Below are 26,787 nucleotides of genomic sequence, written 5' to 3'. Positions count from 1 at the left end.
AATACAGCATATGAATCAATTTGAGCAAATGATGTACGTTGGTGTCATCATGTCTATTGTACTATCCGTAATGATTTTAGGGTCCTTATATTATAATCCTCGACTTTCATTAACTGATTATCCGAAAGATATTCAAAAAGTAGTTTTTCCAAAATCGATTCATGAAAAAAAGCAAACCATTTATTTTAATATTTTATATAATACTATTCTTTTCGGTACTCCTTTCATTTCTACATATATACTACATAAGCATGAAAAATTAATGTATATGGATGCCTATTTACACACTTTTGGTATTTTAATGATTTTCAATTTAGTAGATTTACTTATAATTGATTGGCTAATTTTTTGCTGGATTACTCCAAGGTTTGTTGTGATTCCTAGTACGGAAGGTATGAAAGGATATAAAGATTATAAGTTTCATTTAAGAGGGGCTATAGTCGCTACTCAAATTTTAGCAATCGTAAGTTTATTTTTGGCGGGAATTGCTACAACTATTTAGTGTGAAGAAGGGCATGGAGCTTTTATAAAAGATAAGGAGATTTATAATATATAGAATTAGAAATGAGAATTTGATAGTATTGGAGTAAGGAGTTTTAATAACAGTATATTAAACAATATTAATATACTGTTGCAAATGTTTTGATATTATGTAAGATTATACAATTTTACGAAGGCATTTGGTAAAATTCAAAAAAATTTAATGGAGGCTAATATGAAAAAAGTAATTGGCGCAGCAACAGCAACTGTTTTTGGATTGGGGGCGTTTACCACAACTGCTACCGCAGAAACAATTGTAACAGCAGATGTACTTAACGTACGTGAAAAACCGACTACAGAATCAAAAGTGGTCGAAAAAGTAAAGAATGGGCAAGAGTTAAAAGTCATAAATACCGAAGATGGCTGGTCAAAAATTGAATTGAACGGTAAAGAAGTGTTTGTAAGTTCGGAGTTTACAAAAGATGTGTATCATGTAACGGCGAATTTGTTAAATGTACGTACTGAAGCAAACACGGATTCAGAAATTCTTGGCAGACTAAAAAAAGATGATGTAATTGAATCAACGCATCAAGTAAAAGACGGATGGCTGCAATTTGAGTATAAAGGAAAAACTGCTTATGCAAACGTTTCTTTCCTATCAAGTACAGCACCAACTGAAAAGAAAACTGAAGAGAAAACGAAGCAAGTAGCGAAAGTACAAAAATCAGTTAAAGAAAAGAAAGAAGTAAAGACGCAGAAAGTAGCAAAAGCGAAAGAAACAACGAAAGCACAAGAAATAGTAAAGCCTAAAGAAGAGTTAAAAGTCAAAGAAGAAGTAAAAGTTAAAAAAGAAGAGAAAGCACAAGAAATAGTAAAGCCTAAAGAAGAGTTAAAAGTCAAAGAAGAAGTAAAAGTTAAAGAAGAACCGAAAGTGCAAGAAATAGTAAAGCCTAAAGAAGAAGCAAAAGTCAAAGAAGAAGTAAAAGCGCAAGAAACAGTAAAGCCTAAAGAAGAGGTAAAAGTCAAAGAAGAACCGAAAGCGCAAGAAATAGTAAAGCCTAAAGAAGAGGCAAAAGTCAAAGAAGAACCGAAAGCGCAAGAAATAGTAAAAGCTAAAGAAGAAGAAAAAGCAAGAGAAATAGCAAAAGCTAAAGAAGAAGAGAAGGCAAGAGAAATAGCAAAAGCTAAAGAAGAAGAGAAGGCAAGAGAAATAGCAAAAGCTAAAGAAGAAGAGAAGGCAAGAGAAATAGCAAAAGCTAAAGAAGAAGAGAAGGCAAGAGAAATAGCAAAAGCTAAAGAAGAAGAGAAGGCAAGAGAAATAGCAAAAGCTAAAGAAGAAGAAAAAGCAAGAGAAATAGCAAAAGCTAAAGAAGAAGAGAGAGCGAAAGAAGCATCTAAAAACAACATACAGTCTGCTAAACGTGAATTAACGGTAGTAGCGACAGCGTATACTGCTGATCCAAGTGAAAATGGTACATATGGTGGACGCGTTTTAACTGCGATGGGGCATGATTTAACGGCAAATCCGAATATGAGAATTATCGCAGTTGACCCGAAAGTAATCCCATTAGGATCTAAAGTATGGGTAGAAGGTTATGGAGAAGCTATCGCTGGTGATACTGGAAGTGCAATTAAAGGTAATCGTATTGATGTTTTAATGGGTTCAAAAAGTAAAGCTATGAATTGGGGAAGACAAACTGTTAAAGTGAAAATTTTATAGTAACAATAATTATCCAAATAGAAGTCAGTTCTCTTTATTGAGGCTGGCTTTTATTTTTTTAGTAGAAGGATAATAGGATTTTTAAATGGCTTATTACTAAACCTGTAACAAAACATAAAAAATGTATGATGTTTAGAAAATAAAACTATTAAGAATGAGGTAAGGAAGTAGAACAGAAGTTTATTGAGAAGTAGAGAAGAGTAGTATGTTGAAAACGAAGGATTAACGTATAATGAAATGTATAAATTGGATCAAATCGTTTACTAAACACTGTCACTCATAATAGTGTAATTAAGTTCAAAGGATAGGTGTATTTCATGAAAGAAGTAAGAGAATATATTGAAATAAAGAAACAAGGTGTATTGGAGCTGCAAATAAAAGAAACTGAAGAAAAGTTAGGTGCTGCTTTCCCAAATCAATATAGGGATCTTATTAAATTAGTTAATAATGCTGAAATAGGGGAATGGGTACTATATCCGATTAAAGATAATAGAAATGTAACGAAAACTTGGGATGATATAGTTAGACAAAATGTTGACATGAGAGATGAGTATATTTCAGAAAACCTTATCATAATTGGTGACGATGGTTCAGGGGATAAATTGTGCTTTAAAATAAATAATGGAAAAATGGATGATCAAATATATATTTGGTATCACGCGGATGACGAAATGGAAGAAATATGTCCGAGTTTAAAAGAATTTATTATGGAAACTATTCAGGAAGACGATGCTTTTTAGTCTTAATTATTATCATTTTGTGAATCACTCTTATAAAAGGCGAGGATAGAATATGACAACAGAATTATATGGTGCACATTGCAAAGAAAGGAAAGGGTATAGAGTAATTGAAGGAAGAGGTTCATATAATCATTACTTTGGCGGTCAAGATTGTAATTTGCCAGTATGTAAGTTATGCGGTGAAAAGATGCATCAAATTCTCTGTTTTGATTTAAAAGATGGGAGACTTGCTGAACTTAAAAGTAATGAACTAAATATTTTACCATTCGTTTCATGTTTAAACTGCGCGATGGTATGGGAACCGCAATATTTTCAGTTAAGTGATGGAGGGAAAACAGTTCAAATCATACAGCAGCAAAATACAGAAGAATGGATAATGGAAGAGGAATATAAGTTACCAGTTTCATTACCAAAAACAACGGTAAAGCTTATAAATATGAAAAATGAAGATATACCTATAGATGAAGATAGTTACTGGGAAGCTTTTGACTTGTTCGGTTCTGAATATGTATGTAGATTATTAGGGGTACCGTTATATGATGATCTTCCAAAGGATTTGGCGTGTCCAACTTGTGCGAAAGAGATGAAATATGTTGCTACAATTACTCAAGATATTGAGGAACGTGGACTTATTTCAGTAGTTGATTTCCAGTTTGGGGAAATGAATATATACTATTATTTATGTATAGATTGTTTAATTATAAAAACTGAAATACAAAATACATAACAAGCCTAACATAATATGTTAGGCTTGTTTTTTGATCGCAACATCATTAAGAATTGCATCAAATATATCTTTTTGCGTAAAGTTATCTGTAAAAATAGTTTCTCTGGCAACCTTAATAGTATCGTGCGGATTATACCATTTTTGTAGGGAATCTTCACCAAATTCGTGTCGTTTGTCCCTTGTGTTATGTCGTCTAATAGTTTCCTCTAATGATAAATCAAAGTAATATGCAAATGCATTTTCATCAAAATAACGAATTAATTCTTTTAACATCTCACCATACCTATGACTGTTCAATATACCTTCTAAAATAACAAATTCACATTTTCCTTTTCCGTACTTCGTAATTTCAAATAGTAAATCATGTGATAAATTACCCATTGTGTCGTGTACTCTAAGCATATCTCTACGTACAACATCCTGTGATACTAAAAGTGTCCCTTGTCCGAAATGTTCTTGTAGTTGCTTTGCGATTGTTGTTTTACCACTTGCAGAGTTTCCTCTAAGAATGATTAAAGTGGATGTAAGTATAGGATTAGACATAATGCATTCCCCCAACAGTATTGATTATATAGAAAATTTTAACAAATAACGTGGAGAAAGTGTATAATCAATATGATGGATATTTAAGGAGGGGGTTAGATGGGAGATACATTAAAAAATGCACAACCAATATGGAAGCGGACATGGTTTCGCTATCTAGGGGCATTTTTCATTGTTCAGTTACTGTTTATTTTGTGTGAAATAACTGGGTGGGTACCAAACTTTAGGCCAGGCGGAGAGTTTTTTAATAGAATATTAAATTCTCAATTTTTCACTGAATGGTTCACACTCTATACAATCCCGCAATTTAACGTATTTACAGCATTTTTTGCGATTACATTACTACCATATGCATTAGTAGGTGCAATGAAAGATGTAACAGCAAGAAAAAATATAAAGGAATAATAGAGGTATAATATGCTTTTTCAAAAAGAAGGTTTATTGATTAGATACGTAATGGAAGATGATGCATCTATCATTTCTAAATGGTTAACGGACCCAGCAGTCCTGCGGTATTACGAAGGACGAGATAATCCGCAATCTGTAGAAAAGGTGCTTGATCATTTTATACATAGTCCAAACAGTAATGAAAAAAGATGTTTAATAGAATTTGATACCATTCCGATTGGTTACATACAAATGTATCCAGTGGATTCAGAGTGGAAAGCGTTATATGGCTATAAAGAATCACAAAATGTATGGGGTATGGACCAATTTATCGGTGAACCAGCCTATTGGGGAAAGGGAATTGGAACAAAACTCGTTCAGGCAGCAATTACATATATTATGGGTGAAATGGGAGCAGAAGCAATTGCAATGGATCCGAAAGTAAATAATGAACGGGCAATAAAGTGTTATGAAAAAAGTGGATTTAAAAAAGTAAAGATTTTAAAGGAACATGAGTTGCATGAGGGGAAATTAGAAGATTGTTGGATGATGGAATATAAACAATAATAATGGCTTATACAAACAAAGGGGGATGTGCGAAATGAAAAAAGCATTAATTGTAATTGATGTGCAAGCGGGGATGTATACAGCTGGAATGCCAGTACATAATGGGGAAAAGTTTTTACAAACATTACAAGAGCTTATTGGGGAATGTCGTTCAAATGATATTCCGGTTATTTATGTCCAACATAACGGACCTAAAGATCATCCGTTAGAAAAAGGTACAGATGGTTGGCGAATCCATGCGGCCATCGCTCCGCAAGAAGGGGACAATATCGTTGAAAAGACGACGCCAGATTCATTCCATAAGACAAACTTAAGCGAAGTGTTACAAGAAAAAGGAATTGAACACGTTATTCTTTCAGGAATGCAAACAGAGTATTGTGTAGATACGACAACACGCAGAGCATGTAGTGAAGGATATAAAGTAACGTTAGTGAGTGATGCGCATAGTACATTTGATACAGAAGTGTTACGTGCTGAAGATATTATGAAACATCATAACGCAGTATTGGGAGCGTTTGCGGATGTTGTTGCATTAAAAGACTTGAAAGTGGCTGCCTCTAAATAAGAGGCAGTTTTTTATTGGGAAAAATAGCGTCAAATATTGTCGGTAAGTCGATATTTTGAAATAATCGTTTTTATAATTTCACGTACCATAATGAAAATACACAAAAGAGGAGCACCACATAATTAAAAAGGGCGCTCCCGCATTAAAACGTTACTTCTTCTTATCTTTATCCAATATATTTTGTTCTTCAGCAAACTCCGTACCATATGCAAAGCGGCGATTAATACGAATGTTATCATTGTTGTGCCTTGTATGAGAGTTAGAGAAGCGATGAACGATTACTTCAGATAAAGTGAAGACGATGGCAGAAAGGATACTGCCCCATGCAATTTGCATATAGTTGTCTAATAAAATATTACCAAAAATCCAAACGCTTAAATACGTTAATAAGAAATCTGTCATAATGGCACCAGTATTGCCAATTCGATTTAAAATAATTTTATCAACGAACATGTAGGATACAATTGTAACAAAGAGACTGAATGAAATGATTTGGACGAACGTTGCAGGGAAAAATAAAGCAAGCCCAATACTAAATGCGATAATGCACGATATAAACTTGATAAGCACTACTGTGAAATCATTCAAAATTTACACCTCCGATTTATACATAGTTTTTCAATAAATTCTGGAGTTCATACATTGTAACGGATTTATTTACATAAAACTTTTTCATGTTTGAAATTTAGTCTAAATATTATAAAAACAGTGAAAAAATGTTATAGTAAAATGAGAGTGTATGACATTTTTAGGTAAGGGGGAATCCAGAATGTGGATTACTTCAGAAGTAGAAATTCCAGATGAATTAATCGATCACCTTGAGCAAGGGAAGTTAGTGTTATTTGTTGGAGCGGGAGTTTCTATGAAAGGGAAATCAAACTTACCGAATTTTGATGATTTAGTTGATGAAATTGCAAAAACGTTATATGTCGAAAAACGTGAAATAACAGAACCTCATGATTATTATCTTGGTAAAATTGCGAAAACAAAAGATGTACATCAAGTCGCAAGAGATCTTGTTCATATAGAGAAATCAAAACCGAATCCATTGCATTATGCAATTCCAAGGTTATTTCCTTTAGATACAGATGTCCGCATTGTAACAACAAATTTTGATCAACATTTTACAACTGCAATTAAAGAAATAAATAGAGATACCAATGTTTATTACGCTCCAGCTTTACCGACTGGGAGGGCTTTTAAAGGTCTTGCTTATATACATGGTAATGTAGAACAGGAGAAAGAGGCTTTAATTTTAACAGACGGTGATTTTGGAAGGGCTTACTTAACGGAAGGATGGGCGAGAAGGTTTTTAGTCGATCTATTCTCAAATTACACTGTTTTATTCGTTGGATATAGCCATAATGACCCAGTAATGAAATATTTAGCAACTGGTTTACCACCAAGTACAAGACGGTATGCTTTTGTTGCGCAAGGAGAAAATACGTACCACTGGGAACATTTAGGGATAAGACCAATTGTGTATCCGAATAAAGCAAATAATCATCAATCCCTCGTAAAAGCGGTAAAACGATGGGCAGAATTAATGGGTGATAATTATATTACGAAAAGAATGCGTATTCGGGATATTGTAACGGTTCCACCGTCAGTAGAACAGGAACAATTATCATACATAAAGCAATCAATTAAAAAAATTGAAACAGTTCGTTACTTTGTGGAATTTGCTCATGATTATGAATGGGTCGAATGGTTGGAAGCAGAAGGTAAATTACAAAATTTGTTTATGCTTACGCCAAATTATAATGAGGTAGATGAATTACTTGCAGAATGGTTAGTAGAACAATTTCTTTTTAGTCATCAGAAAGAATTATTTCAATTAATTTATAAAAACTATTCTAAAATATCACTGTTATTATGGAGAACGATTTGTAACTACTTAAACGAAACGAAAAGTAAGATGGACCCATTGTTGTTTGCAAGGTGGACACTCCTTCTATTAGAAACAGCTGAAAAAGATAGTAGCTCTATAGAAAAGATTTCTAACTTACTACAAAAATGTTCTTTTCCAGAGCATAAGGAAATTTCCTTATTGTTACTAACTTTTATTTTAGACGGAAAATTAAAGTTGAAACGAGTAAGGAAATGGGGAAATGATACGCAAGAATCAATAGAACTCGAGGAATCGAGTCGCTTACCAGTGTCTATATTTTCTCATGTGGAGCAAATTTGGAACGAAAAGATGAAGCCATATATCGCCTACTACGCTGTTCCAATTATGATGATTGGATTAGAAAAATTGAGAATGTTGTCGTTAAGACAAACGGCATTGAAAAAAAGAAATAAGGAAGATGTAGAAAAAGAGTTTTATCAAAATGATCTTGCATTTTTAATACAAATTGTAAAAGAGTGTCTAGCTTATTTATGCGAAAACAATGAGAAAAAAGCGGATTATTATATTACAGAAATGATAGAAGCAAATAGTGTGCTTCAAAAGCGAATTGCAATTGATGCGATGAATAAAAATATTTTTGTTCGTGTAGATGACAAAATGAAATGGTTGTTACATGAAGGACTTCTTTTAAATTTCACTTATAAACACGAAGTTTTTCAACTTTTAAAAAGGCATTATGCACATTGTTTAGAAAAAACTAAAGAAGAAGTCACTCGAACTGTAATAAAGCATCTTACAGAAGAGAGGGTATTTGATGCATGTCTCGTATTAGACTTATTATTCAAGTGTGATTCAAATAGTCCATCTACGGCAAATGGGTATGAGTTAATGAAGCAAAAACATCCTCATTTTCATTCTGAACGATACAGTGTACAAAAGAAAGAAGATACAGAACAAAGCATTACTTGTAATGTCACTGCTGACGGATTATTGCAGCTGAAAGATATTGAAATTATGAAGCAAGTTCGGCAATTTTCTCAAGATGGTGTTTTTGAACAACGCCATTTTTTAGAGATGTTATCAAAAGCATGTAAATTAAATACAGAGTGGAGTATTTCATTCGCATACCAATTAGTAGGAGTGCAAGAAATAAGTAATGAAGTATGGTTTGTTTGTATTAGAGAATGGCGAAATAACCGAGGATTGACAAATAATCAAATCCAAAAAATTATTCCGCTATTGCAGCAATTTGTTAGAAATACGGATTTTCATTGGTTAATTAGTAGTTTTCTATATGAAATTAGTAATCGACTAGAAGAGTTAGAGGAGAATAGTATACGTGTTGTAAAACGTTTTGCTTTTTCAGTATTTCCTCAAGTTATGAAAAGTAATACAGATTTTAAGCTCGGAAAACAAGATTTTTACAATGAGTCAATTCAGCATCCTGTTGGAAAAATGACAGCTGTATTATTAAAATTGTTATCATATGATCATTTATACGATCGTAATGTATATGAATATTTATTTTTATTTGAAGAACAAGTAAGAGTTCATTCAGAACGAACAAACTTTATGGTTGCTCGTTTAATAGCGGATATTACATTTCTATATCATATTGAAAAGCAATGGTGCCGAAAATATTTGTTACCATACTTAGATTTGAAAAAACCAAATGAGATTACGGAATATGCATGGGCTGGCTTATGTTACACGCAAATAAATTTACCTTTATTTACAGAAATGAAACGATTTATTAAGTATGCGGTAGAACATTTGGAAGTATTACATCCACATACGAGGGAAGCTTTCTTGAAGTGGCTTAGCTTTGTATTTATTAAATGTGTACTATATTGGGAGCAAAAAACAGATTGGTTATACCCTTTACTCATATTAGAAAATGAAGAAAATAAAATTAAATTTATGCAGTTTTTATGCTATTACGTCAAAACATTAAGCGTAAAAGAACAACAAAAATTTTGGACAGCTTGGTTCAGTGTATTTTTGCGAGAACGACCAAAAATGGGTGAGATAACTGTGAGAGAATATGTAATGCTTTTACGTATTATTTTATACATGGATGAAATATTAGAAAAAGGATTATGTATTATGTCTCGTGCATTTTCAAGTGTACATGGTAAATGTACAGGTGAGGAAATGAAGCAGTTATTGATTGAAATGCTTCATAAGAAAGAAAGTATGAAAGCGCATAAAAAAATGTTTGCAAATGTGTTTTTTATTTTACTACAAACATGTCAAGAAGCCGTTTTATTTGAAAAAGAAATCATACAAATAAAAGAATTATTAGTTCAGTATGAAGTAGAGGAATACGTTTTGCATTTACTGGAAAATGAAATAATTCGCATAGGAATTGTAATGGGTGATTTACAAGAAGAATTATAGGACGAAAGTGGAATTTTAAAAAATATATAAAAAGTTGTTGACAGTGTTTTGAAAAGCGTTCTATAATACGAATCATACTTATTCAATTTCAAAAACATTTGAATAAACAAAGTGCAATGAAGAGATCACAGTAGTGGTTAGTCTTACTGTAACAGAGAGCTGGTGGTTGGTGTGAACCAGTACAGGGATAATCATGAATTACAGTCTTGGAGCATCTTTTTCGTAATAAAGATAGTTTGTCTTTATGAGGAAAAAGCGGTCAATTGATCGTTAACAGTGAAGAGAGGTAGACGGAAAGTTAGTCTGCAACTAGGGTGGTACCGCGATAAATATCGTCCCTACTGATTTATTCAGTAGGGACTTTTTGTATTTTAGTGGTCCAACTTGAAAATAAAATAGTCATGCATTGAAAGGAAAAGCAGTAGTTGTTGTTTCCCTGTAACAGAGAGCTGGTGGTTGGTGCGAACCAGTACAAAAACAAGAGCGAATTACAGTCCTGGAGCATCTTTTTCGTAGTAAAGATAGTATTGTCTTTATGAAGGGAAAGACGGTCAGATGATCGTTAACAATGAAGAGAGGTAGACGAAAGAAGTCTACAACTAGGGTGGTACCGCGATAAATATCGTCCCTACTGATTGGATCAGTAGGGCTTTTTTGTACAAAAAAGTGGCTTTTTAACTAGTAGTTCATGTCTTTGTACGAATTATTAGTTTAAAATAAGAAAAGGTATCGATCCCACTATAAATTTGTATAATTAACCAGTTCAGAAAATAGAGAATCTTTTATTCTCTTACTATACTTTTAAAACATTAGAGGAGGATTTCCAAATGGCAAATCATGAATTAGATCAATTACGTAAACAGGTAGATGAAATTAACTTACAACTATTACACCTTTTAAACAAACGTGGTGAAATCGTTCAAAAAATTGGAGAGCAAAAGCAAGTACAAGGTACGAAACGCTTTGATCCAGTACGTGAGCGTGAAGTACTTGATATGATCGCAGAGCATAACGAAGGACCATTCGAAACATCAACAGTTCAACATATTTTCAAAACGATTTTCAAAGCAAGCTTAGAGTTACAAGAAGATGATAACCGTAAAGCGTTACTAGTATCACGTAAAAAGAAACAAGAAAATACAATCGTTGATGTAAAAGGTGAATTGATTGGAAACGGAACACAAACGTTCATCATGGGACCTTGTGCAGTAGAAAGCTTAGAGCAAGTTCGTCAAGTAGGGCAAGCGATGAAAGACCAAGGCTTAAAATTAATGCGCGGTGGTGCTTTTAAACCAAGAACATCTCCATACGATTTCCAAGGTTTAGGAGTAGAAGGGCTACAAATTTTACGCCAAGTAGCAGACGAGTTCGACTTAGCAATTATTAGTGAAATTTTAAATCCGAACGATGTTGAAATGGCATTAGACTACGTTGATGTCATTCAAGTTGGCGCACGTAACATGCAAAACTTCGATTTATTACGAGCTGTAGGTAAAGTTAACAAACCAGTATTATTAAAACGTGGATTAGCAGCAACAATTGATGAGTTCATTAACGCAGCGGAATACATCATTGCGCAAGGTAACGATCAAATTATTCTTTGTGAGCGCGGTATCCGCACATACGAAAGAGCAACACGTAACACATTAGACATTTCTGCAGTACCAATTTTAAAGAAAGAAACACATTTACCAGTTATCGTTGATGTAACACATTCAACTGGACGCAGAGATTTATTATTACCAACAGCGAAAGCGGCACTTGCAATTGGCGCAGATGCAGTAATGGCTGAAGTTCATCCAGATCCAGCAGTTGCATTGTCAGATTCTGCACAACAAATGGACATTCCAGAATTCCATAGATTCATGGATGAGTTAAAAGGTTTCAAAAATAAATTATCTTAATTCCATATCATATATGCGTTGAAGAGGAAACAGTAGTGCTTATCTCACTGTTAAAGAGAGCTGATGGCTGGTGTGAATCAGTACAAAGGTAAGCATGAATTACAGCCTTGGAGCATCTTTCCCGACAACTTATGGAGGGGAAGACGGTCAAACGATCGTTAAAGAAGAAGAGAGGTAGACGACAGTTGTCTACAACTAGGGTGGTACCGCGATAAACATCGTCCCTACTGAGCGCTCAGTAGGGACTTTTTTGTACAAAAAAATAGTAAAGGGGCAAGAGAAATGAGATACATTACAGCTGGAGAATCACATGGACCGCAGTTAACAGTTATTTTAGAAGGTGTACCAGCAGGTTTGACACTTACGGCGGAACATATTAATAAAGAATTATTAAGAAGGCAAAAAGGTCATGGGCGCGGAAGACGCATGCAAATTGAAACAGATACAGTTGAAATTGTAAGTGGTGTTCGTCACGGGATGACACTTGGATCACCGATTACGTTAATCGTAAAAAATGATGATTTCAAACATTGGACGAAAGTAATGGGTGCTGAGCCAATTTCGGAAAAAGAAAGTAAAGACATGAAACGTACAATTACAAAACCACGTCCAGGACATGCGGATTTAAATGGAGCAATTAAATATGGTCATCGTGATATAAGAAACGTATTAGAGCGCTCATCTGCAAGAGAAACGACAGTTCGTGTAGCTGCTGGTGCAGTTGCAAAACAAATTTTAAGCGAATTAGGTGTGAAAATTGCAGGACATGTTCTTGAAATTGGTGGTGTAAAAGCAAAACATATTTCAAACTTACCGATTGAAGAAATTCAAACGATAACTGAAAACTCACCGGTTCGATGTTTAGACAAAGAAGTAGAGCAAGAAATGATGGATGCGATTGACAATGCAAAAAGTAGCGGAGATTCAATCGGTGGTATTGTGGAAGTTATTGCAGAAGGTATGCCAATTGGCGTTGGTAGTTACGTTCATTACGATCGTAAATTAGATGCCAAACTTGCTGGTGCAATTATGAGTATAAATGCATTTAAAGGTGCTGAAATTGGCGTAGGTTTTGAAGCGGCAAGACAACCAGGAAGTAAAGTGCATGATGAAATTCTGTGGGATGAAGAAAAAGGATACACGAGAAAAACAAATAATGCTGGCGGTTTAGAAGGCGGTATGACAACAGGTATGCCAATTGTCGTAAGAGGCGTTATGAAGCCAATTCCTACATTATACAAACCGTTAGCAAGCGTTGATATTGATACGAAGGAAGCATTCCAAGCGAGTATTGAAAGATCTGATAGTTGCGCAGTACCAGCAGCGGGTGTAGTAGCTGAATCTGTTGTAGCATGGGAACTTGCAGATGCACTAGTCGAACAATTCGGAAAAGATCGTATGGAATTATTAAAACAAAACATTATGCAACACAATAACTACGCAAAAGAATTTTAATAAAAAGGTGGGTTTAACGTGCAAGTAAAGGATCAACTATCATCATTACAACCATATAAACCAGGTAAATCACCAGAACAAATGAAAGAAGTGTACGGAGATCATTCGTTTGTGAAATTAGCATCGAATGAAAATCCATTCGGTTGTTCACCGAGAGTTTTAGAAGAGTTGCAAAAGTCTTGGTTGGAACATGCTTTATATCCTGACGGAGGTGCTACAACGCTCCGTCAAACAATTGCAGATAAGTTACATGTCCAAATGGAACAAATACTTTGCGGTAGTGGTTTAGACGAAGTCATTCAAATAATAAGCCGTGCAGTACTTAAAGCAGGAGATAACATCGTAACGGCTGGTGCAACATTCCCGCAGTACCGTCATCATGCAATTATTGAAGGTTGTGAAGTGAAAGAAATCCCTTTAAATAATGGTGTATACGATTTAGACGAAATTTCGTCAGCAATAAATAATAATACGAAGATCGTATGGATTTGTAATCCGAACAACCCGACAGGCACATATGTGAATGATCGAAATTTGACTCAATTTATTGAAGGTATTAGTGAAAATACGTTAATTGTCATTGATGAAGCGTACTATGAATACGTAACAGCAAAAGATTTCCCGGAGACATTACCGCTTTTAGAAAAACATAAAAACATTCTTGTACTTAGAACATTTTCTAAAGCATACGGATTAGCTTCTTTCCGCGTTGGATATGCGATCGGACAGGAAGAGCTAATTGAGAAATTAAATGTCGTACGTTTACCATTTAACGTATCTTCATTAGCGCAAAAAGCAGCTACGATTGCTTTTGATGATGACGAGTTTATTAAAGAAATAGTTCGCGTGAATACAGAAGGATTACAGCAATACGAGAGTTTCTGTAAGGAAAACGGTATACCATTTTATTCGTCACAAACTAATTTCATCTTCTTACCGGTAGATAATGCTGGAGAGATTTATGAAGCTTGCGCACATGCAGGGTTTATTATTCGTCCATTCCCAAATGGTGTCCGTATTACAGTTGGAACAAGGGAGCAAAATGAAGGAGTGATTTCAGTGTTAAAACAACACTTTGAAAATAAAAAAAGAAAGTCTCGAGATGAGGCAAATGCGTAAAAAGGTAGTATTAATTGGAACAGGTTTAATAGGAGGCTCTCTTGCCTTAGCGATTAAGAAAGAGCACGATGTAACGATAACAGGTTACGATATATTTCAAGAACAAATAGAGCGTGCAAAAGAATTACACGTAGTAGATGAAATAGCAGTTGATTTACAACATGCATGTGAAGAGGCACATTTAATTGTTTTTGCTTCTCCAGTTGAAGAAACGAAGAAGCTATTACACAAACTTGCGTCATTCCGTTTACGAGAAGATGTTATAGTGACTGATGTTGGTAGTACAAAAGGTTCTATTATGAACGAAGCGGAAGCTTTATTTTCAAAGGAAGTTTCTTTCATTGGTGGACATCCGATGGCAGGTTCTCATAAAACGGGAGTTGAAAGTGCAAAAGCACATTTATTTGAAAATGCATTTTATATTTTAACGCCGATGAATCATGTGCCAAATGAACATGTGGAAGAACTAAAGCGTTGGTTACAAGGAACAGGATCTCATTTTCTCGTTCTAAATACAGAGGAACATGATTATGTAACAGGGATCGTTAGTCATTTTCCGCATCTTATCGCAGCTGGATTAGTAAAGCAAGTGGAGAAACATGCAGGAGATAATCCGCTCATTCATCAACTAGCTGCGGGAGGGTTTAAAGACATTACACGTATCGCATCTAGTAGCCCAAAAATGTGGAGTGATATTGTTAAGCAAAATCGCGAGCATTTAATGGTATTATTAAAAGAGTGGATCTCTGAAATGGAAGATTTATATGATACAGTTTCTACTGGAGATGCAGGCGAGATTCAAACCTATTTTGCAGACGCGAAAGAATACCGTGACTCTTTACCAGTACGAAAGAGAGGGGCAATTCCTGCCTATCACGACTTATACGTCGATGTTTTAGATAAAGTAGGGGCATTGGCTCATATTACGAGTATTTTAGCGCGCGAGGAAATTAGTATTACGAACTTGCAAATATTAGAAGCGCGTGAAGGACTGCTTGGGGTATTACGTATTAGCTTCCAAAGGGAAGAAGATCGTATGAAAGCAAAGCTAGCGCTTGGAGAAGAAGAATACCAAAGTTATGAAACAATTTAAATGAGAAGGTGAAAAACGTGAAAGAAAGAACAATACAACCTGTTAATAACGGATTGAATGGCGATATTACAATCCCAGGTGATAAATCCATTTCACACCGTGCTGTTATGTTCGGTTCGATTGCAGAAGGGAAAACAACAATTAAAGGTTTCTTGCCCGGTGCAGACTGTTTAAGTACTATTTCATGTTTTAAAGAAATGGGAGTAGAAATTACGCAAAGCGGTGATGAAGTTACTGTAGTTGGTAAAGGATTAGAAGGTTTACAAGAACCGAAAGCTGTATTAGATGTTGGTAATTCTGGTACAACAATTCGATTAATGTCAGGTATATTAGCTAACACACCATTTTTCTCTTGCGTACAAGGTGATGAATCTATCGCAAAGAGACCGATGAAGCGTGTAACAAACCCATTAAAACAAATGGGTGCAAACATTGACGGCAGAGAAGAAGGAACATTTACACCGCTAACGATACGTGGCGGAGATTTAAAAGCAATTGAATATATTTCTCCTGTTGCAAGTGCACAAGTAAAGTCAGCTATTTTACTTGCAGGGCTTCGCGCAGAAGGTGTAACAGCTGTTACAGAACCACATATTTCCCGCGATCATACGGAAAGAATGCTTGAAGCATTTGGTGTTAAAGTAACTCGAGAAGGAAAGACAGTGAAGCTGTCAGGTGGACAAAAATTAACAGCAACAGACATTCAAGTGCCAGGTGACGTATCATCAGCAGCATTTTTCTTAGTAGCAGGTGCAATCATCCCAAATAGTAAACTAGTATTACAAAATGTAGGAATGAATCCAACTCGTACAGGTATTATTGATGTTATAGAGAAAATGGGTGCTACGTTCACTGTAGATCTAATTAACGAAGGGGCATCAGAACCAGCTGCAAATATTACAATTGAAACATCTTCATTAAAAGGAATCGAAATCGGCGGAGATATTATCCCAAGATTAATTGATGAAATTCCAATAATCGCATTAGCGGCAACACAAGCAGAAGGAATTACAGTTATTAAAGATGCACACGAATTAAAAGTAAAAGAAACAAATCGTATTGATACAGTCGTTGCGGAGTTAACGAAACTAGGAGCTCGCATAGAAGCAACTGATGACGGCATGATCATTTACGGAAAATCAGCTTTAAAAGGCAATACAGTAAATAGTTACGGTGATCACCGCATCGGAATGATGCTTGCGATTGCTGGCTGCCTGGCAGAAGGAAAAACAATTATTGAAGATGCAGAAGCAGTAGGTGTATCATATCCTTCATTCTTTGATGAACTTCAAAAGTTAGCTAAATAATAAGGATGGAAAGCAGATACGTGATGTATCTGCTTTTTTTGTTAAAACGTCTTTGTAATTTCACTTACCGAACTACAATAGTAAGAATTGTGATACAATTCAAACAGGGAATGGAGGAGAATTATATGAATGTCATACAATTAAAAGAAGATAAGTTCAGAGAAGCATTACGTTTATCAGAATACGCTTTTCAATATAAAGTAGATGAGGAACGATTACAGCAGCAACTTACAAAGATGAAGGAAAGTCATGAAATATACGGCATTATGGAAGGGGAAGACTTAGCAGCAAAACTACATCTCATTCCGTTTCATATTTACATAGGTAAAGAAAAATTTAAAATGGGTGGCGTTGCAGGAGTAGCGACGTATCCAGAGTACAGAAGAAGTGGGCATGTAAAAGAGCTACTTCAACATTCACTTCAAACGATGAAAAAAGATGGCTATACAGTCTCTATGTTACATCCATTTGCGGTTTCATTTTACCGTAAATACGGCTGGGAACTTTGTGCGAATCTACTCATATGTCATATGACTAAGAGCGATTTAGTGATGAAAAAACAAGTAAATGGAACTGTGAAACGTTTCAATAAAGAAAATCATCCAGAAGAGGTCGAAAAGCTCTATGAAGTATTTGCAGAACGTTTTTCAGGTATGTTAGTTCGAGAGAAGAACTGGTGGTTACAAGCGGTTTATGATGATTTAACATTAGCGATTTACTATGATGAAAATAAAAAGGCAGCAGGTTACATGTTATACAAAATAGAAAACTATAAAATGACAGTAGAAGAATTTGTACCACTGCATAATGAAGCACGAAATGGTCTGTGGAACTTTATTTGCCAGCATGATTCTATGATTAAAGAACTTGAAATGACAGTAAGTGAAAACGAACCGTTGTTATATTCATTACAAGAGCCACGCGTGAAGACAGAAATAAAACCATATTTTATGGGAAGAATTGTAGATGTAGAGCATTTCTTAAAACAATATGAGTTGAATTGGAACAATGTACAGCAAGAAGTGATTCTACACATTACAGACGCATTTGCTCCGTGGAATAACGTAGCAGTAAGACTTGCGAATCATGAAATAACAATTATAAAAGAAGAAACAAAAGACAAAGGGATTAAGCTGGATATAAACGCACTATCTACTATAATGTTTGGCTATAAACGTCCGTTACAACTTAATGAACTAGAATTAATTAGTGGAAGCGAAGAGGAAATACGAGCGTTTGAGACGATAGTTCCAGTACGTAAAGCATTTATTTATGATTTCTTTTAAGTTTTAAATAGGAAATAGGGCTGCCCAAAATAAAATTTGGGGACAGCCTTCTCTTGTATTGTCAGTTTTTGTCGGTAAGTCGATATATTCTAAAAACCGCTGATATAAATTTTTCACAAACAAGGGATTAAAACCGCAACGATATTTGTCACGCACTTGACTTTTACTTCATGTAATTTATAATTAAAAACGGAATGAATTTTCATTCCTAAAAATAGAGGTGGAAAAAATGGCTAAAAACAAACAAGAAGATATTTTTGATGCTGCGATGCAACTTTTCGCAGAGCGTGGTTACGATGGTACGACAATTCCAATGATCGCTGAAAAGGCAAAAGTCGGTGCGGGTACTATTTATCGCTACTTTGAAAATAAAGAGGCGCTTGTTAACTCATTATTTTCAAAAAGTATGTTAGAGCTTTCTGAAATGATAAAAACGGATTTTCCTGTTGAAGCAAATATTCGTGAACAGTTTAGTCATACGTACAACCGTTTATTTGAATTTGCGAGAAACAATGTGGATGCTTTTTTATTTACAAATTCTCACTGTGATAGTTATTTTCTTGACGAACAGAGTAAGAAAATATTTGACGATTTTATAGGCTTCTTTATGAATATTATTGAAGATGGAATCGCAAAAGGTTTTCTTCGTCCATTGCCTCCAGTTGCTTTAATTATTATTGTATATCAACCGCTAGAAAAATTAACGAAAGTAATTGCAACAGGGCAATTAGAATACTCAAAAGAATTAGTAAAAGAATTGGAAGAAAGCTCTTGGAACGCTATTAGAATCATTTGATTCTATAGCTTATAAGTATAGGAATGAATATTCATTCCTAAGTAGATTTAAAAATGGGAGTAGGAGACAGTGTTTGTATGACTAAAGGAATGAACATTCATTCTGAAAAGAGTAGTTTAATAGAGTTTATAAAAAAATAATAGAACAATAGGAATGAACGTTCATTCCGGGAGAGTTTCGAAATAATAGGAATGAATATTCATTCCTAAACTAACGTAAAACTTTTTAAACGGAGATGATTAAAATGAATAGGCTAAAAAATTGGAGAAGTTTCTCTTTTCTATTATGGATAGTTATTACTATTACAATGGTCGTAACGATGCCTAATATGGATAAATTAGTGAAGGAAAAAGGGAAAATTACAATCCCTAATACAGAACAAAGCAGTATTGCTGACAAGATGATTAAAGAGATGGATAAAGAAGGGGTTGAAAAGTATGAAATTATAGCCGTTTTTAATAGTGGCAATAAGGCAGCTTTAACAGATGAACAAAAGAAGGAAATAACAAAAACGATCAACGCCCTGCAAAATGAAAAAGAGCAATTAGGAATTAAGGAAGTTGTTTCACATTTAGATAATAAAGACTTGGAGAAACAATTAGTTTCTAAAGATAATACAACTATTTTAACGCAAATATCGATAGATAAAAAACATGGTGAAATATCAAGGATTTCAAATAATCTTCATGAAAAGGTGCAAACGAAAGGGGTAAAAACGTATTTAACAGGAAGTGACTTAATAGCGGGTGATTTTCTTAAATCCTCTCAAGAGGGAGTGAAAAAGACAGAAGTTATTTCAATCATTTTCATTCTTGTAGTATTAATCCTCGTATTCCGTTCACCAGTTGTTCCGATTGTTTCTCTTCTTACAGTCGGTGTGTCGTATTTAGTCTCAATGGGGATTATTGCTCAGCTTGTAGATCAATTTAATTTCCCATTTTCAAACTTTACACAAGTGTTCGTAGTCGTCGTCCTCTTTGGAGTAGGAACAGATTATAACATTTTATTATATACGAGGTTTAAAGAAGAATTAAGTAAACAAGAAAATACATTTTTGGCCACGAAAGAAACATTTAAATCGGCAGGTAAAACCGTATTATATAGCGGTATAGCGGTGCTAATTGGTTTTGCATCACTTGCGTTAGCGAGTTTTAAATTATATCAATCTACTTCAGCGGTAGCAATTGGTGTTTTAGTATTACTACTCGTATTAACGACTTTAAATCCATTTTTTATGGTGCTTTTAGGAAAAGGAATGTTTTATCCAGTTAAAACATTTAAAGGTCATGAGGATAGTCGCTTATGGGGATTCTTTGCGAAAAACTCAGTAGCAAGGCCATTTGTCGCTTTAATCATCGTATTTGTAATATCGATCCCTTTCATATTAAAATACTCTAATACACTTAATTACAATGATTTATTTGAAGTAGATAATAAGTATGAATCAAAGATGGGTATTAACGTAATAGAAGATCATTTTCCGCCTGGTTTCTCTTCACCGAGTACATTAGTCATTCAATATGATAAAAAGCTGGATGAAGGAACTTCTCTACAAATTTTAGACGAATTAACTGATAAAATTTCGAAAGTTAAAGGTGTATCAGAAGTATATGCACCGACACGTCCAACTGGTGAGAAGATAAAAGAATTATATTTAAATAAGCAAGCGGGAGAATTGAATACAGGATTAGGAGATGCCGATGGTGGCATAAAGGAAATTAATGATGGATTAACGGATGCGAAAAATAAAATGGGAAGTAATGATTCAAATAGTCTTGCGAATGTTCAAAAATTAATTGATGGAACGAACGAGGCGAAAAACGGGGTATCAGCATTAGGAACAGCTTTACATCAATTATCAAATGGCATAAACGACGGTGCACAAGGAGCGCAGCAAATTGAGAGTGGCTTAGCTTCAGTAAACGAAAATATAAATGTTCTATCTAATGCAACATCGCAGCTGCATGCTGGTTATGCACAGTTAGAAAAAGGTTTAAGCTCTTACGATCAATACTTCGGAAGTATTTCTCAAGCAATTGATGGTGCGAAAAAGGGATATGAACAAATTGAAATGTTAATGACCAATTTCGTTCAAACGAAACCAGAATTAGCGAATGATTCAAATATACAACAAACGATAGGGATTGCTAAAGAAGCTCAAAAACAATTAAATGTACTTTCAAAAGAATTAAATCAATTAGCAACGCAGCATAAAGCAGCGATGAGTTCATTTAAAGAAGCGAATCAATCGTTACTGAAAGTGGATAACGGCTTAAAAGAAATGAACAATGGAATTAATAAGTTACAAAAGGGAGCGACGGATCTTAAAAATGGATTAAATGAAGGTTCTGCAGGTTCAAAACAAATTGCGAATAAATCAGCTGAGTTACAATCTGGATTAACGAAAATAAACGATGGGCAAGGGCAACTTTTAACGGGCCTTAAAGACCTGCAAGAAAAGATGGGACAATTACAATCGGGTTTATCTAAAAGTACAGAAGGGCTTGGAAAAGTAAGCAATGGCCTGCATGACGCGCAGAAATATTTAGGGGAGCTCAATGAATCGAAAAGCTCTGAGAAGTTTTATATTCCAAAAGAAGTGTTAGAGGGAGAAGATTTCCAAAAAGCATTGAACATGTACATGTCACAAGACAGAAAGATTGCTAAAATGACCATCATTTTAGATGTAAATCCGTATTCAAAAGAAGCAATGCCGATTATTCAAGAAATCAATAAAACAATCGAGGGCACTGTAAAGGGAACGGAATTAAATGATGCGAAAACAGCAATTGGCGGAACGACAGCTAGAAACGTTGATTTAAAAGAAGTAACAGGGCAAGATTTCTTACGTACAGCTACGATTATGTTAATTGGAATTGCGATTGTATTACTTGTAATTACACGTTCATTATTAAATACAATATTTATTATTGGTTCATTACTATTAGCGTACTTTGCATCGCTTGGTATAAGCGAACAAATTAGTGCACATGTATTACATGTAGAGTCATTAAGCTGGAATGTTCCATTCTTTAGCTTCATTATGATTGTCGCTTTAGGAGTGGATTATAGTATTTTCGTAATGATGCGCTATAACGAGATAGAAGGGGATTCGGTAACGAAAATTGTAACTGCATCTCGTCATATAGGAGGAGTTGTATTATCAGCGGTGCTAATTTTAGTAGGGACATTTGCAGCATTAATCCCTTCAGGTGTATTAACACTTATACAAGTTGCATCAGTTGTTGGCGTTGCACTATTACTATTAGCTTTAATCGTGATGCCGATATTGTTACCTGCTTTAATGGGGTTAACGAGTAAATTGAAGAGTTATAAAGAAAAAATAATAAATACGAAATAAGTGAAGACTGTAGGGGATGATTTCTCTACAGTTTTTCTATATATAAAATTTCGAATGAAAAATGAATCCAATGTATTACAGAATGAGAAGTGAATGGTTATATGAGAAAGAGGTCGATGATATACATACAATAGCTAGGGGAATGGATAAAAACTATCCGATTTCATTATAGAAAAGTAATCAACCGTTGCTATTCATCCAGCTTCTACTATATAATAGCTATAGTCTACAATAATTGAGTCGTAATATGCGATTTTTTAAGACAATCGGTGAGAAAACGCTGAAATAAGCGGTATTAGTAGGAGGACACAAATGATTACAGTAAGTAACGTTAGTTTGCGTTTCGCGGATCGCAAATTATTTGAAGATGTTAACATAAAATTCACGCCAGGTAACTGCTACGGTTTAATCGGAGCAAACGGTGCTGGTAAATCAACATTTCTAAAGATTTTATCTGGAGAAATTGAACCATCAACAGGTGACATACATATTACGCCAGGTGAGCGTCTAGCAGTATTAAAACAGAACCACTTCGAATATGAAGAGTTCCCAGTATTAGAAACAGTAATTATGGGTCACACGCAACTTTATAAAGTAATGCAAGAGAAAAATGCTATTTACATGAAAGAAGACTTTAGTGATGAAGATGGAATGCGTGCTGCAGAACTTGAAGGTGAGTTCGCTGAGCTTAACGGTTGGGAAGCTGAGTCAGAAGCTGCAATCCTTCTAAAAGGTCTTGGTATTGGTGAAGATCTTCATGACAAAAAATTATCAGAATTGACTGGTGCAGAGAAAGTAAAAGTATTACTTGCTCAAGCATTATTCGGTAAACCTGATATTCTATTACTAGATGAGCCTACCAACCACTTGGACTTAAAAGCGATTCAATGGTTAGAAAACTTCTTAATGAACTTTGAAAATACAGTAATCGTTGTATCCCATGACCGTCACTTCTTAAATAAAGTATGTACGCACATGGCTGATCTTGATTTCGGTAAAATTCAACTTTATGTTGGTAACTATGACTTCTGGTATGAGTCAAGCCAATTAGCTTTAAAATTAACACAAGATGCTAATAAGAAAAAAGAAGAGAAAGTAAAAGAGTTACAAAACTTCATTGCGCGCTTTAGCTCAAACGCATCTAAAGCGAAACAAGCAACTTCTCGTAAAAAATTATTAGATAAAATTACATTAGATGATATTAGACCATCATCACGTCGTTACCCATTCGTTGGCTTCACACCTGAGCGTGAAATAGGAAATGACTTATTAACTGTTGAAGGCCTTTCTAAAACAATTGATGGCGAAAAAGTGTTAGATAATGTGTACTTCACTTTAAATAAAGGTGATAAAGTTGCATTTATCGGTCGTAACGATATTGCGATGACAACATTATTTAAAATCCTTATGGGTGAAATGGAGCCAGATAGCGGTTCATTCAAATGGGGTGTTACAACATCTCAATCTTACTTCCCAAGAGATAACTCTAAATACTTTGAGAACAGTGACTATAACTTAGTTGATTGGTTACGCCAATTCTCTCCACAAGATGAGTCAGAAAGCTTCTTACGTGGTTTCTTAGGCCGTATGTTATTCTCAGGTGAAGAAGTTAAGAAGAACGTTTCTGTATTATCTGGAGGCGAAAAAGTTCGTTGTATGTTATCTAAAATGATGTTAAGTGGTGCGAACGTAATCACACTTGACGATCCAACGAACCACTTAGACCTTGAGTCTATCACTGCATTAAACAACGGTTTAATTGCTTTCAAAGGTACAATGTTATTCACATCTCATGACCATCAGTTCGTACAAACAATTGCAAACCGCATTATCGAAGTAACACCAAACGGTGTAATCGATAAAGAGGCAACTTACGATGAGTACTTAGAAAATGAAGAACTTCAAAAACAAGTAGATGCAATGTACAAAGGTCAATAATATATAATGAAAAAACTCGCTCTTTTTAGAGCGAGTTTTTTTGTCGAGAAAACATAACACCACTGGTGGGATAAATGAATAATTATTCAAATATAATATTAATGAACATGAAAATTTTTCATGTATGGAAGAGATGTAATGACTTTAAGATTTAAAGATTTAGTTGAAGCAGGGGAATCTAAGTTGAGCAATATAATTAAATAACATTATTTTGTCATGTGAAATATGTACCAAAATTGGAGATAGAATAGTTTGCGAATGAGTTTATAAAGGTATATAGTATGGGGTGTCATAATTAGTGGATGAATCTTGGGAGAAAACAGGAAATGTTACAAATTTATTTTGTTAAATAGAAACCAAGGTCAAAATGTTTAAAAAGAAATAGTTGAATAAATACTAGCTTCAAATTATAATTACTAATATTCTTCATATAGTTAAATAAAGATAATCTATTTGAAGAAGAAAATTTGAATAGAGAGACAGACTTATAAAAAATAAGCCTTGGATGATTAAAAGAGGTGGAGAAATGAAACAGTTCTTATTAAAGAGCAAAAGTGTGTTAAGCAATCATTTTGGATTCTTTCTGTTTGCCGTTATTTTATTTTGGCTCAAAACATATGCAGCTTATGTAACGGAATTTAATTTAGGAATTTCAAACACAATCCAAAAATTCTTGCTGTTTTTTAACCCGCTAAGTTCAGCAGTTCTATTTTTAGGACTTGCATTATTTGCAAAAGGGAAACGATCTTATATTTGGTTAATTGTTATCAACTTGTTATTGTCGATTCTTTTATATGCAAACGTAGTTTACTATCGCTTTTTCAGTGACTTTATTACGTTCCCGACATTAACACAAACGAATAACTTTGGAGATTTAGGTGGTAGTATTCTTGCGTTGCTACATCTTTATGATCCACTATACTTCTTAGACACGATTATATTAATTGTGTTAGTCGCAACAAAATTTGCAAATCCAAAACCAATTCGTGTTGCGAAGCATAAAGTATCTCTAGTATTTGTAGCAGGTATTTTATTATTCAGTGTTAACTTAGGTCTTGCAGAGTCTGACCGTCCTGAATTATTAACAAGAACGTTTGACCGTAATTATATTGTGAAATATTTAGGGGCATACAACTACACAATTTATGATGGAATTCAAAGTGCGAAAGCATCGACAGAACGAGCATTAGCTGATGGCGATAATATGACAGAAGTACGAAATTATTTAACATCAACTTATGCAAGTCCAAATCCTGAGTATTTCGGTAAAGGAAAGGGAATGAACGTAATTTATATTCATTTAGAGTCATTCCAAAACTTCTTAATTGATTACAAATTAAATGGTCAAGAAGTTACACCGTTCTTAAACTCATTTACAAAAGATGCGAATACGCTTTATTTTGATAACTTCTTCCATCAAACAGGACAAGGGAAAACATCTGATGCGGAGTTTATGTTAGAGAATTCAATGTTTGGTTTACCACAAGGTTCTGTCTTTACAACGAAATCTCATAATACGTATCAATCAGCACCAGCTATTTTAGGACAACAAGGATACACATCAGCAGTATTCCACGGTAACTACAAAACATTCTGGAACCGTGACGATATTTATAAATCATTTGGTTTTAATAAATTCTTTGATGCGTCATACTACGATATGAATGAAAAAGACGTAGTAAACTATGGATTAAAAGATAAACCGTTCTTTAATGAATCTATTCCGTTATTACAAACGTTGAAACAACCGTTCTATACGAAGTTTATTACGTTATCGAACCATTTCCCTTATCCAATCGATAAGGCAGAAGCAACGATTGAACCAGCAACAACAGGTGATTCATCAGTAGATACGTACTTCCAAACAGCACGCTATTTAGATGAATCTGTAAAAGGCTTCATCGATTACTTGAAACAATCTGGTTTATATGATAACTCGATTATTGTTATGTATGGAGACCATTACGGTATTTCAGATAATCATAACGCAGCAATGTCAAAAGTAATGGGTAAAGAAATGAACTCATTTGAAAATGCACAGTTACAACGTGTACCATTAATCGTTCGTGTACCAGGAGTGAAAGGTGGCGTACAACATCAATATGGTGGTGAAATTGACGTTCTTCCAACGCTTTTACACTTACTAGGTACAGATACAAAGAATTATGTTCAATTCGGTTCTGATTTATTATCACCAGATCATAAACAAGTCGTTGCTTTCCGTAACGGTAACTACGTAAGCCCAACAGTTACTGCACTAAACGGCAAATACTATGATACAACAACTGGAAAGCCAGTAGAATTTACAGATGAAATAAAGAAAAATGAACAAATGGTTCAAAACTCACTAAAATACTCTGACCAAGTCGTAAATGGTGACTTATTACGATTCTACACACCGGAAGGATTCACTCCAGTAGATCGTTCGAAGTATAACTATAACAATCGTGATAAAAACAATACGAAGGTAAAAACGACTCCGGAAGGGGAAGCTAAATAAATAATAAAAGGCGCTATTCATATGAATAGCGCCTTTTATTTGTAAAT

20 protein-coding genes and 3 other annotated features are annotated in these 26,787 nt (G+C 34.5%); of the genes, 18 read left to right on the top strand and 2 right to left on the bottom strand.

What is annotated here, in order from left to right; all coding sequences use genetic code 11:
* Positions 1-10 precede the first annotated feature (10 nt).
* The 4 genes from MHI26_RS14990 to MHI26_RS14975 all read left to right on the top strand — a co-directional run bounded on the left by MHI26_RS14990 (position 11) and on the right by MHI26_RS14975 (position 3,667).
* Positions 11-502 carry a hypothetical protein gene (locus MHI26_RS14990; protein ID WP_001071234.1) on the top strand — a complete coding sequence of 164 codons (492 nt, stop codon included), beginning with the start codon at positions 11-13 and terminating at the stop codon, positions 500-502.
* Positions 503-715: 213 nt separating this feature from the next.
* The gene (gene entB / locus MHI26_RS14985; RefSeq protein ID WP_340808736.1) at positions 716-2,200 is read left to right on the top strand and encodes a cell wall-binding protein EntB; all 1,485 of its coding nucleotides are present in this window, start codon (positions 716-718) and stop codon (positions 2,198-2,200) included.
* Between the two features lie 317 nt (positions 2,201-2,517).
* Positions 2,518-2,940 carry an SMI1/KNR4 family protein gene (locus tag MHI26_RS14980; protein ID WP_061666495.1) on the top strand — a complete coding sequence of 141 codons (423 nt, stop codon included), beginning with the start codon at positions 2,518-2,520 and terminating at the stop codon, positions 2,938-2,940.
* 52 nt (positions 2,941-2,992) lie between these two features.
* Positions 2,993-3,667, top strand: a complete 675-nt coding sequence (locus MHI26_RS14975) for a hypothetical protein (protein ID WP_061666496.1) — start codon at positions 2,993-2,995, stop codon at positions 3,665-3,667.
* 18 nt (positions 3,668-3,685) lie between these two features.
* Here MHI26_RS14975 and MHI26_RS14970 read toward each other — a convergent pair whose 3' ends face one another.
* Entirely contained in the window at positions 3,686-4,210 is a 525-nt protein-coding gene (locus MHI26_RS14970; protein ID WP_061666498.1) for a kinase, read from the bottom strand.
* A gap of 99 nt (positions 4,211-4,309) precedes the next feature.
* Here MHI26_RS14970 and MHI26_RS14965 point away from each other — a divergent pair, with 99 nt between their 5' ends.
* The 3 genes from MHI26_RS14965 to MHI26_RS14955 are packed head-to-tail and all read left to right on the top strand — an operon-like array spanning position 4,310 to position 5,729.
* Entirely contained in the window at positions 4,310-4,615 is a 306-nt protein-coding gene (locus MHI26_RS14965) for a YfzA family protein (RefSeq protein ID WP_061666500.1), read from the top strand.
* A 12-nt stretch (positions 4,616-4,627) separates the two neighbouring features.
* The gene (locus tag MHI26_RS14960; protein ID WP_000898772.1) at positions 4,628-5,164 is read left to right on the top strand and encodes a GNAT family N-acetyltransferase; all 537 of its coding nucleotides are present in this window, start codon (positions 4,628-4,630) and stop codon (positions 5,162-5,164) included.
* Positions 5,165-5,198: 34 nt separating this feature from the next.
* On the top strand, positions 5,199-5,729 hold the full coding sequence (locus tag MHI26_RS14955; RefSeq protein WP_000709529.1) for a cysteine hydrolase family protein: 531 nt from the start codon (positions 5,199-5,201) through the stop codon (positions 5,727-5,729).
* Positions 5,730-5,879: 150 nt separating this feature from the next.
* Here the strand turns inward: MHI26_RS14955 and MHI26_RS14950 are convergent, their stop codons facing one another.
* Positions 5,880-6,317 (bottom strand): YndM family protein, encoded by a 438-nt coding sequence (locus MHI26_RS14950; RefSeq protein ID WP_061666502.1) that lies wholly within the window; start codon positions 6,315-6,317, stop codon positions 5,880-5,882.
* A 181-nt stretch (positions 6,318-6,498) separates the two neighbouring features.
* Between MHI26_RS14950 and MHI26_RS14945 the strand changes: the two genes are divergently transcribed.
* The 11 genes from MHI26_RS14945 (at position 6,499) to MHI26_RS14895 (ending at position 26,740) form a co-directional block, all read left to right on the top strand.
* A complete protein-coding gene (locus tag MHI26_RS14945) occupies positions 6,499-9,981 on the top strand; it encodes a DUF4020 domain-containing protein (RefSeq protein ID WP_061666504.1) in 3,483 nt (1,160 codons plus the stop codon).
* Positions 9,982-10,088: 107 nt separating this feature from the next.
* Positions 10,089-10,324, top strand: a binding site (T-box leader).
* 54 nt (positions 10,325-10,378) lie between these two features.
* Positions 10,379-10,614, top strand: a binding site (T-box leader).
* Positions 10,615-10,808: 194 nt separating this feature from the next.
* Positions 10,809-11,885 carry a bifunctional 3-deoxy-7-phosphoheptulonate synthase/chorismate mutase gene (locus MHI26_RS14940; protein WP_001273575.1) on the top strand — a complete coding sequence of 359 codons (1,077 nt, stop codon included), beginning with the start codon at positions 10,809-10,811 and terminating at the stop codon, positions 11,883-11,885.
* Positions 11,886-11,894: 9 nt separating this feature from the next.
* Positions 11,895-12,114, top strand: a binding site (T-box leader).
* A 53-nt stretch (positions 12,115-12,167) separates the two neighbouring features.
* Entirely contained in the window at positions 12,168-13,340 is a 1,173-nt protein-coding gene (gene aroC / locus MHI26_RS14935; protein ID WP_001269431.1) for a chorismate synthase, read from the top strand.
* A gap of 18 nt (positions 13,341-13,358) precedes the next feature.
* Positions 13,359-14,459 (top strand): histidinol-phosphate transaminase, encoded by a 1,101-nt coding sequence (gene hisC, locus MHI26_RS14930; RefSeq protein WP_001197262.1) that lies wholly within the window; start codon positions 13,359-13,361, stop codon positions 14,457-14,459.
* The gene (gene tyrA / locus MHI26_RS14925) at positions 14,452-15,552 is read left to right on the top strand and encodes a prephenate dehydrogenase (RefSeq protein ID WP_061666506.1); all 1,101 of its coding nucleotides are present in this window, start codon (positions 14,452-14,454) and stop codon (positions 15,550-15,552) included. The genes hisC and tyrA overlap by 8 nt, the downstream gene beginning before the upstream one ends.
* Before the next feature lie 17 nt (positions 15,553-15,569).
* Positions 15,570-16,859 (top strand): 3-phosphoshikimate 1-carboxyvinyltransferase, encoded by a 1,290-nt coding sequence (gene aroA, locus MHI26_RS14920; RefSeq protein ID WP_000664603.1) that lies wholly within the window; start codon positions 15,570-15,572, stop codon positions 16,857-16,859.
* A 125-nt stretch (positions 16,860-16,984) separates the two neighbouring features.
* Positions 16,985-18,145, top strand: coding sequence for a GNAT family N-acetyltransferase (locus MHI26_RS14915; RefSeq protein ID WP_061666508.1), 1,161 nt, complete (start codon positions 16,985-16,987; stop codon positions 18,143-18,145).
* 229 nt (positions 18,146-18,374) lie between these two features.
* Entirely contained in the window at positions 18,375-18,941 is a 567-nt protein-coding gene (locus MHI26_RS14910) for a TetR/AcrR family transcriptional regulator (protein ID WP_061666510.1), read from the top strand.
* Positions 18,942-19,185: 244 nt separating this feature from the next.
* Positions 19,186-22,302: an MMPL family transporter gene (locus MHI26_RS14905; RefSeq protein WP_061666512.1), complete on the top strand. Its 3,117-nt coding sequence runs from the start codon at positions 19,186-19,188 to the stop codon at positions 22,300-22,302.
* Positions 22,303-22,614: 312 nt separating this feature from the next.
* Complete coding sequence (locus MHI26_RS14900; RefSeq protein ID WP_000633860.1) at positions 22,615-24,240, top strand: ABC-F family ATP-binding cassette domain-containing protein; 1,626 nt, start codon at positions 22,615-22,617, stop codon at positions 24,238-24,240.
* 526 nt (positions 24,241-24,766) lie between these two features.
* Positions 24,767-26,740, top strand: a complete 1,974-nt coding sequence (locus MHI26_RS14895) for an LTA synthase family protein (protein WP_000808749.1) — start codon at positions 24,767-24,769, stop codon at positions 26,738-26,740.
* Positions 26,741-26,787 lie beyond the last annotated feature (47 nt).

The sequence above is a fragment of the Bacillus sp. FSL K6-1218 genome (assembly GCF_038006445.1).
Taxonomy (GTDB): Bacteria; Bacillota; Bacilli; order Bacillales; family Bacillaceae_G; genus Bacillus_A; species Bacillus_A thuringiensis_S.
Note: the sequence above shows the minus strand (reverse complement) of the source record. Positions and strands in the feature narration are given on the sequence as shown.

What these genes read in the sequence shown, in the direction of transcription:
- MHI26_RS14990 (WP_001071234.1), top strand. Translation starts at nt 11, where the DNA reads ATGAATCAATTTGAGCAAATGATGTACGTTGGTGTCATCATGTCTATT.
- entB (WP_340808736.1), top strand. Translation starts at nt 716, where the DNA reads ATGAAAAAAGTAATTGGCGCAGCAACAGCAACTGTTTTTGGATTGGGG.
- MHI26_RS14980 (WP_061666495.1), top strand. Translation starts at nt 2,518, where the DNA reads ATGAAAGAAGTAAGAGAATATATTGAAATAAAGAAACAAGGTGTATTG.
- MHI26_RS14975 (WP_061666496.1), top strand. Translation starts at nt 2,993, where the DNA reads ATGACAACAGAATTATATGGTGCACATTGCAAAGAAAGGAAAGGGTAT.
- MHI26_RS14970 (WP_061666498.1), bottom strand. Translation starts at nt 4,210, where the DNA reads ATGTCTAATCCTATACTTACATCCACTTTAATCATTCTTAGAGGAAAC.
- MHI26_RS14965 (WP_061666500.1), top strand. Translation starts at nt 4,310, where the DNA reads ATGGGAGATACATTAAAAAATGCACAACCAATATGGAAGCGGACATGG.
- MHI26_RS14960 (WP_000898772.1), top strand. Translation starts at nt 4,628, where the DNA reads ATGCTTTTTCAAAAAGAAGGTTTATTGATTAGATACGTAATGGAAGAT.
- MHI26_RS14955 (WP_000709529.1), top strand. Translation starts at nt 5,199, where the DNA reads ATGAAAAAAGCATTAATTGTAATTGATGTGCAAGCGGGGATGTATACA.
- MHI26_RS14945 (WP_061666504.1), top strand. Translation starts at nt 6,499, where the DNA reads ATGTGGATTACTTCAGAAGTAGAAATTCCAGATGAATTAATCGATCAC.
- MHI26_RS14940 (WP_001273575.1), top strand. Translation starts at nt 10,809, where the DNA reads ATGGCAAATCATGAATTAGATCAATTACGTAAACAGGTAGATGAAATT.
- aroC (WP_001269431.1), top strand. Translation starts at nt 12,168, where the DNA reads ATGAGATACATTACAGCTGGAGAATCACATGGACCGCAGTTAACAGTT.
- tyrA (WP_061666506.1), top strand. Translation starts at nt 14,452, where the DNA reads ATGCGTAAAAAGGTAGTATTAATTGGAACAGGTTTAATAGGAGGCTCT.
- MHI26_RS14915 (WP_061666508.1), top strand. Translation starts at nt 16,985, where the DNA reads ATGAATGTCATACAATTAAAAGAAGATAAGTTCAGAGAAGCATTACGT.
- MHI26_RS14910 (WP_061666510.1), top strand. Translation starts at nt 18,375, where the DNA reads ATGGCTAAAAACAAACAAGAAGATATTTTTGATGCTGCGATGCAACTT.
- MHI26_RS14905 (WP_061666512.1), top strand. Translation starts at nt 19,186, where the DNA reads ATGAATAGGCTAAAAAATTGGAGAAGTTTCTCTTTTCTATTATGGATA.
- MHI26_RS14900 (WP_000633860.1), top strand. Translation starts at nt 22,615, where the DNA reads ATGATTACAGTAAGTAACGTTAGTTTGCGTTTCGCGGATCGCAAATTA.
- MHI26_RS14895 (WP_000808749.1), top strand. Translation starts at nt 24,767, where the DNA reads ATGAAACAGTTCTTATTAAAGAGCAAAAGTGTGTTAAGCAATCATTTT.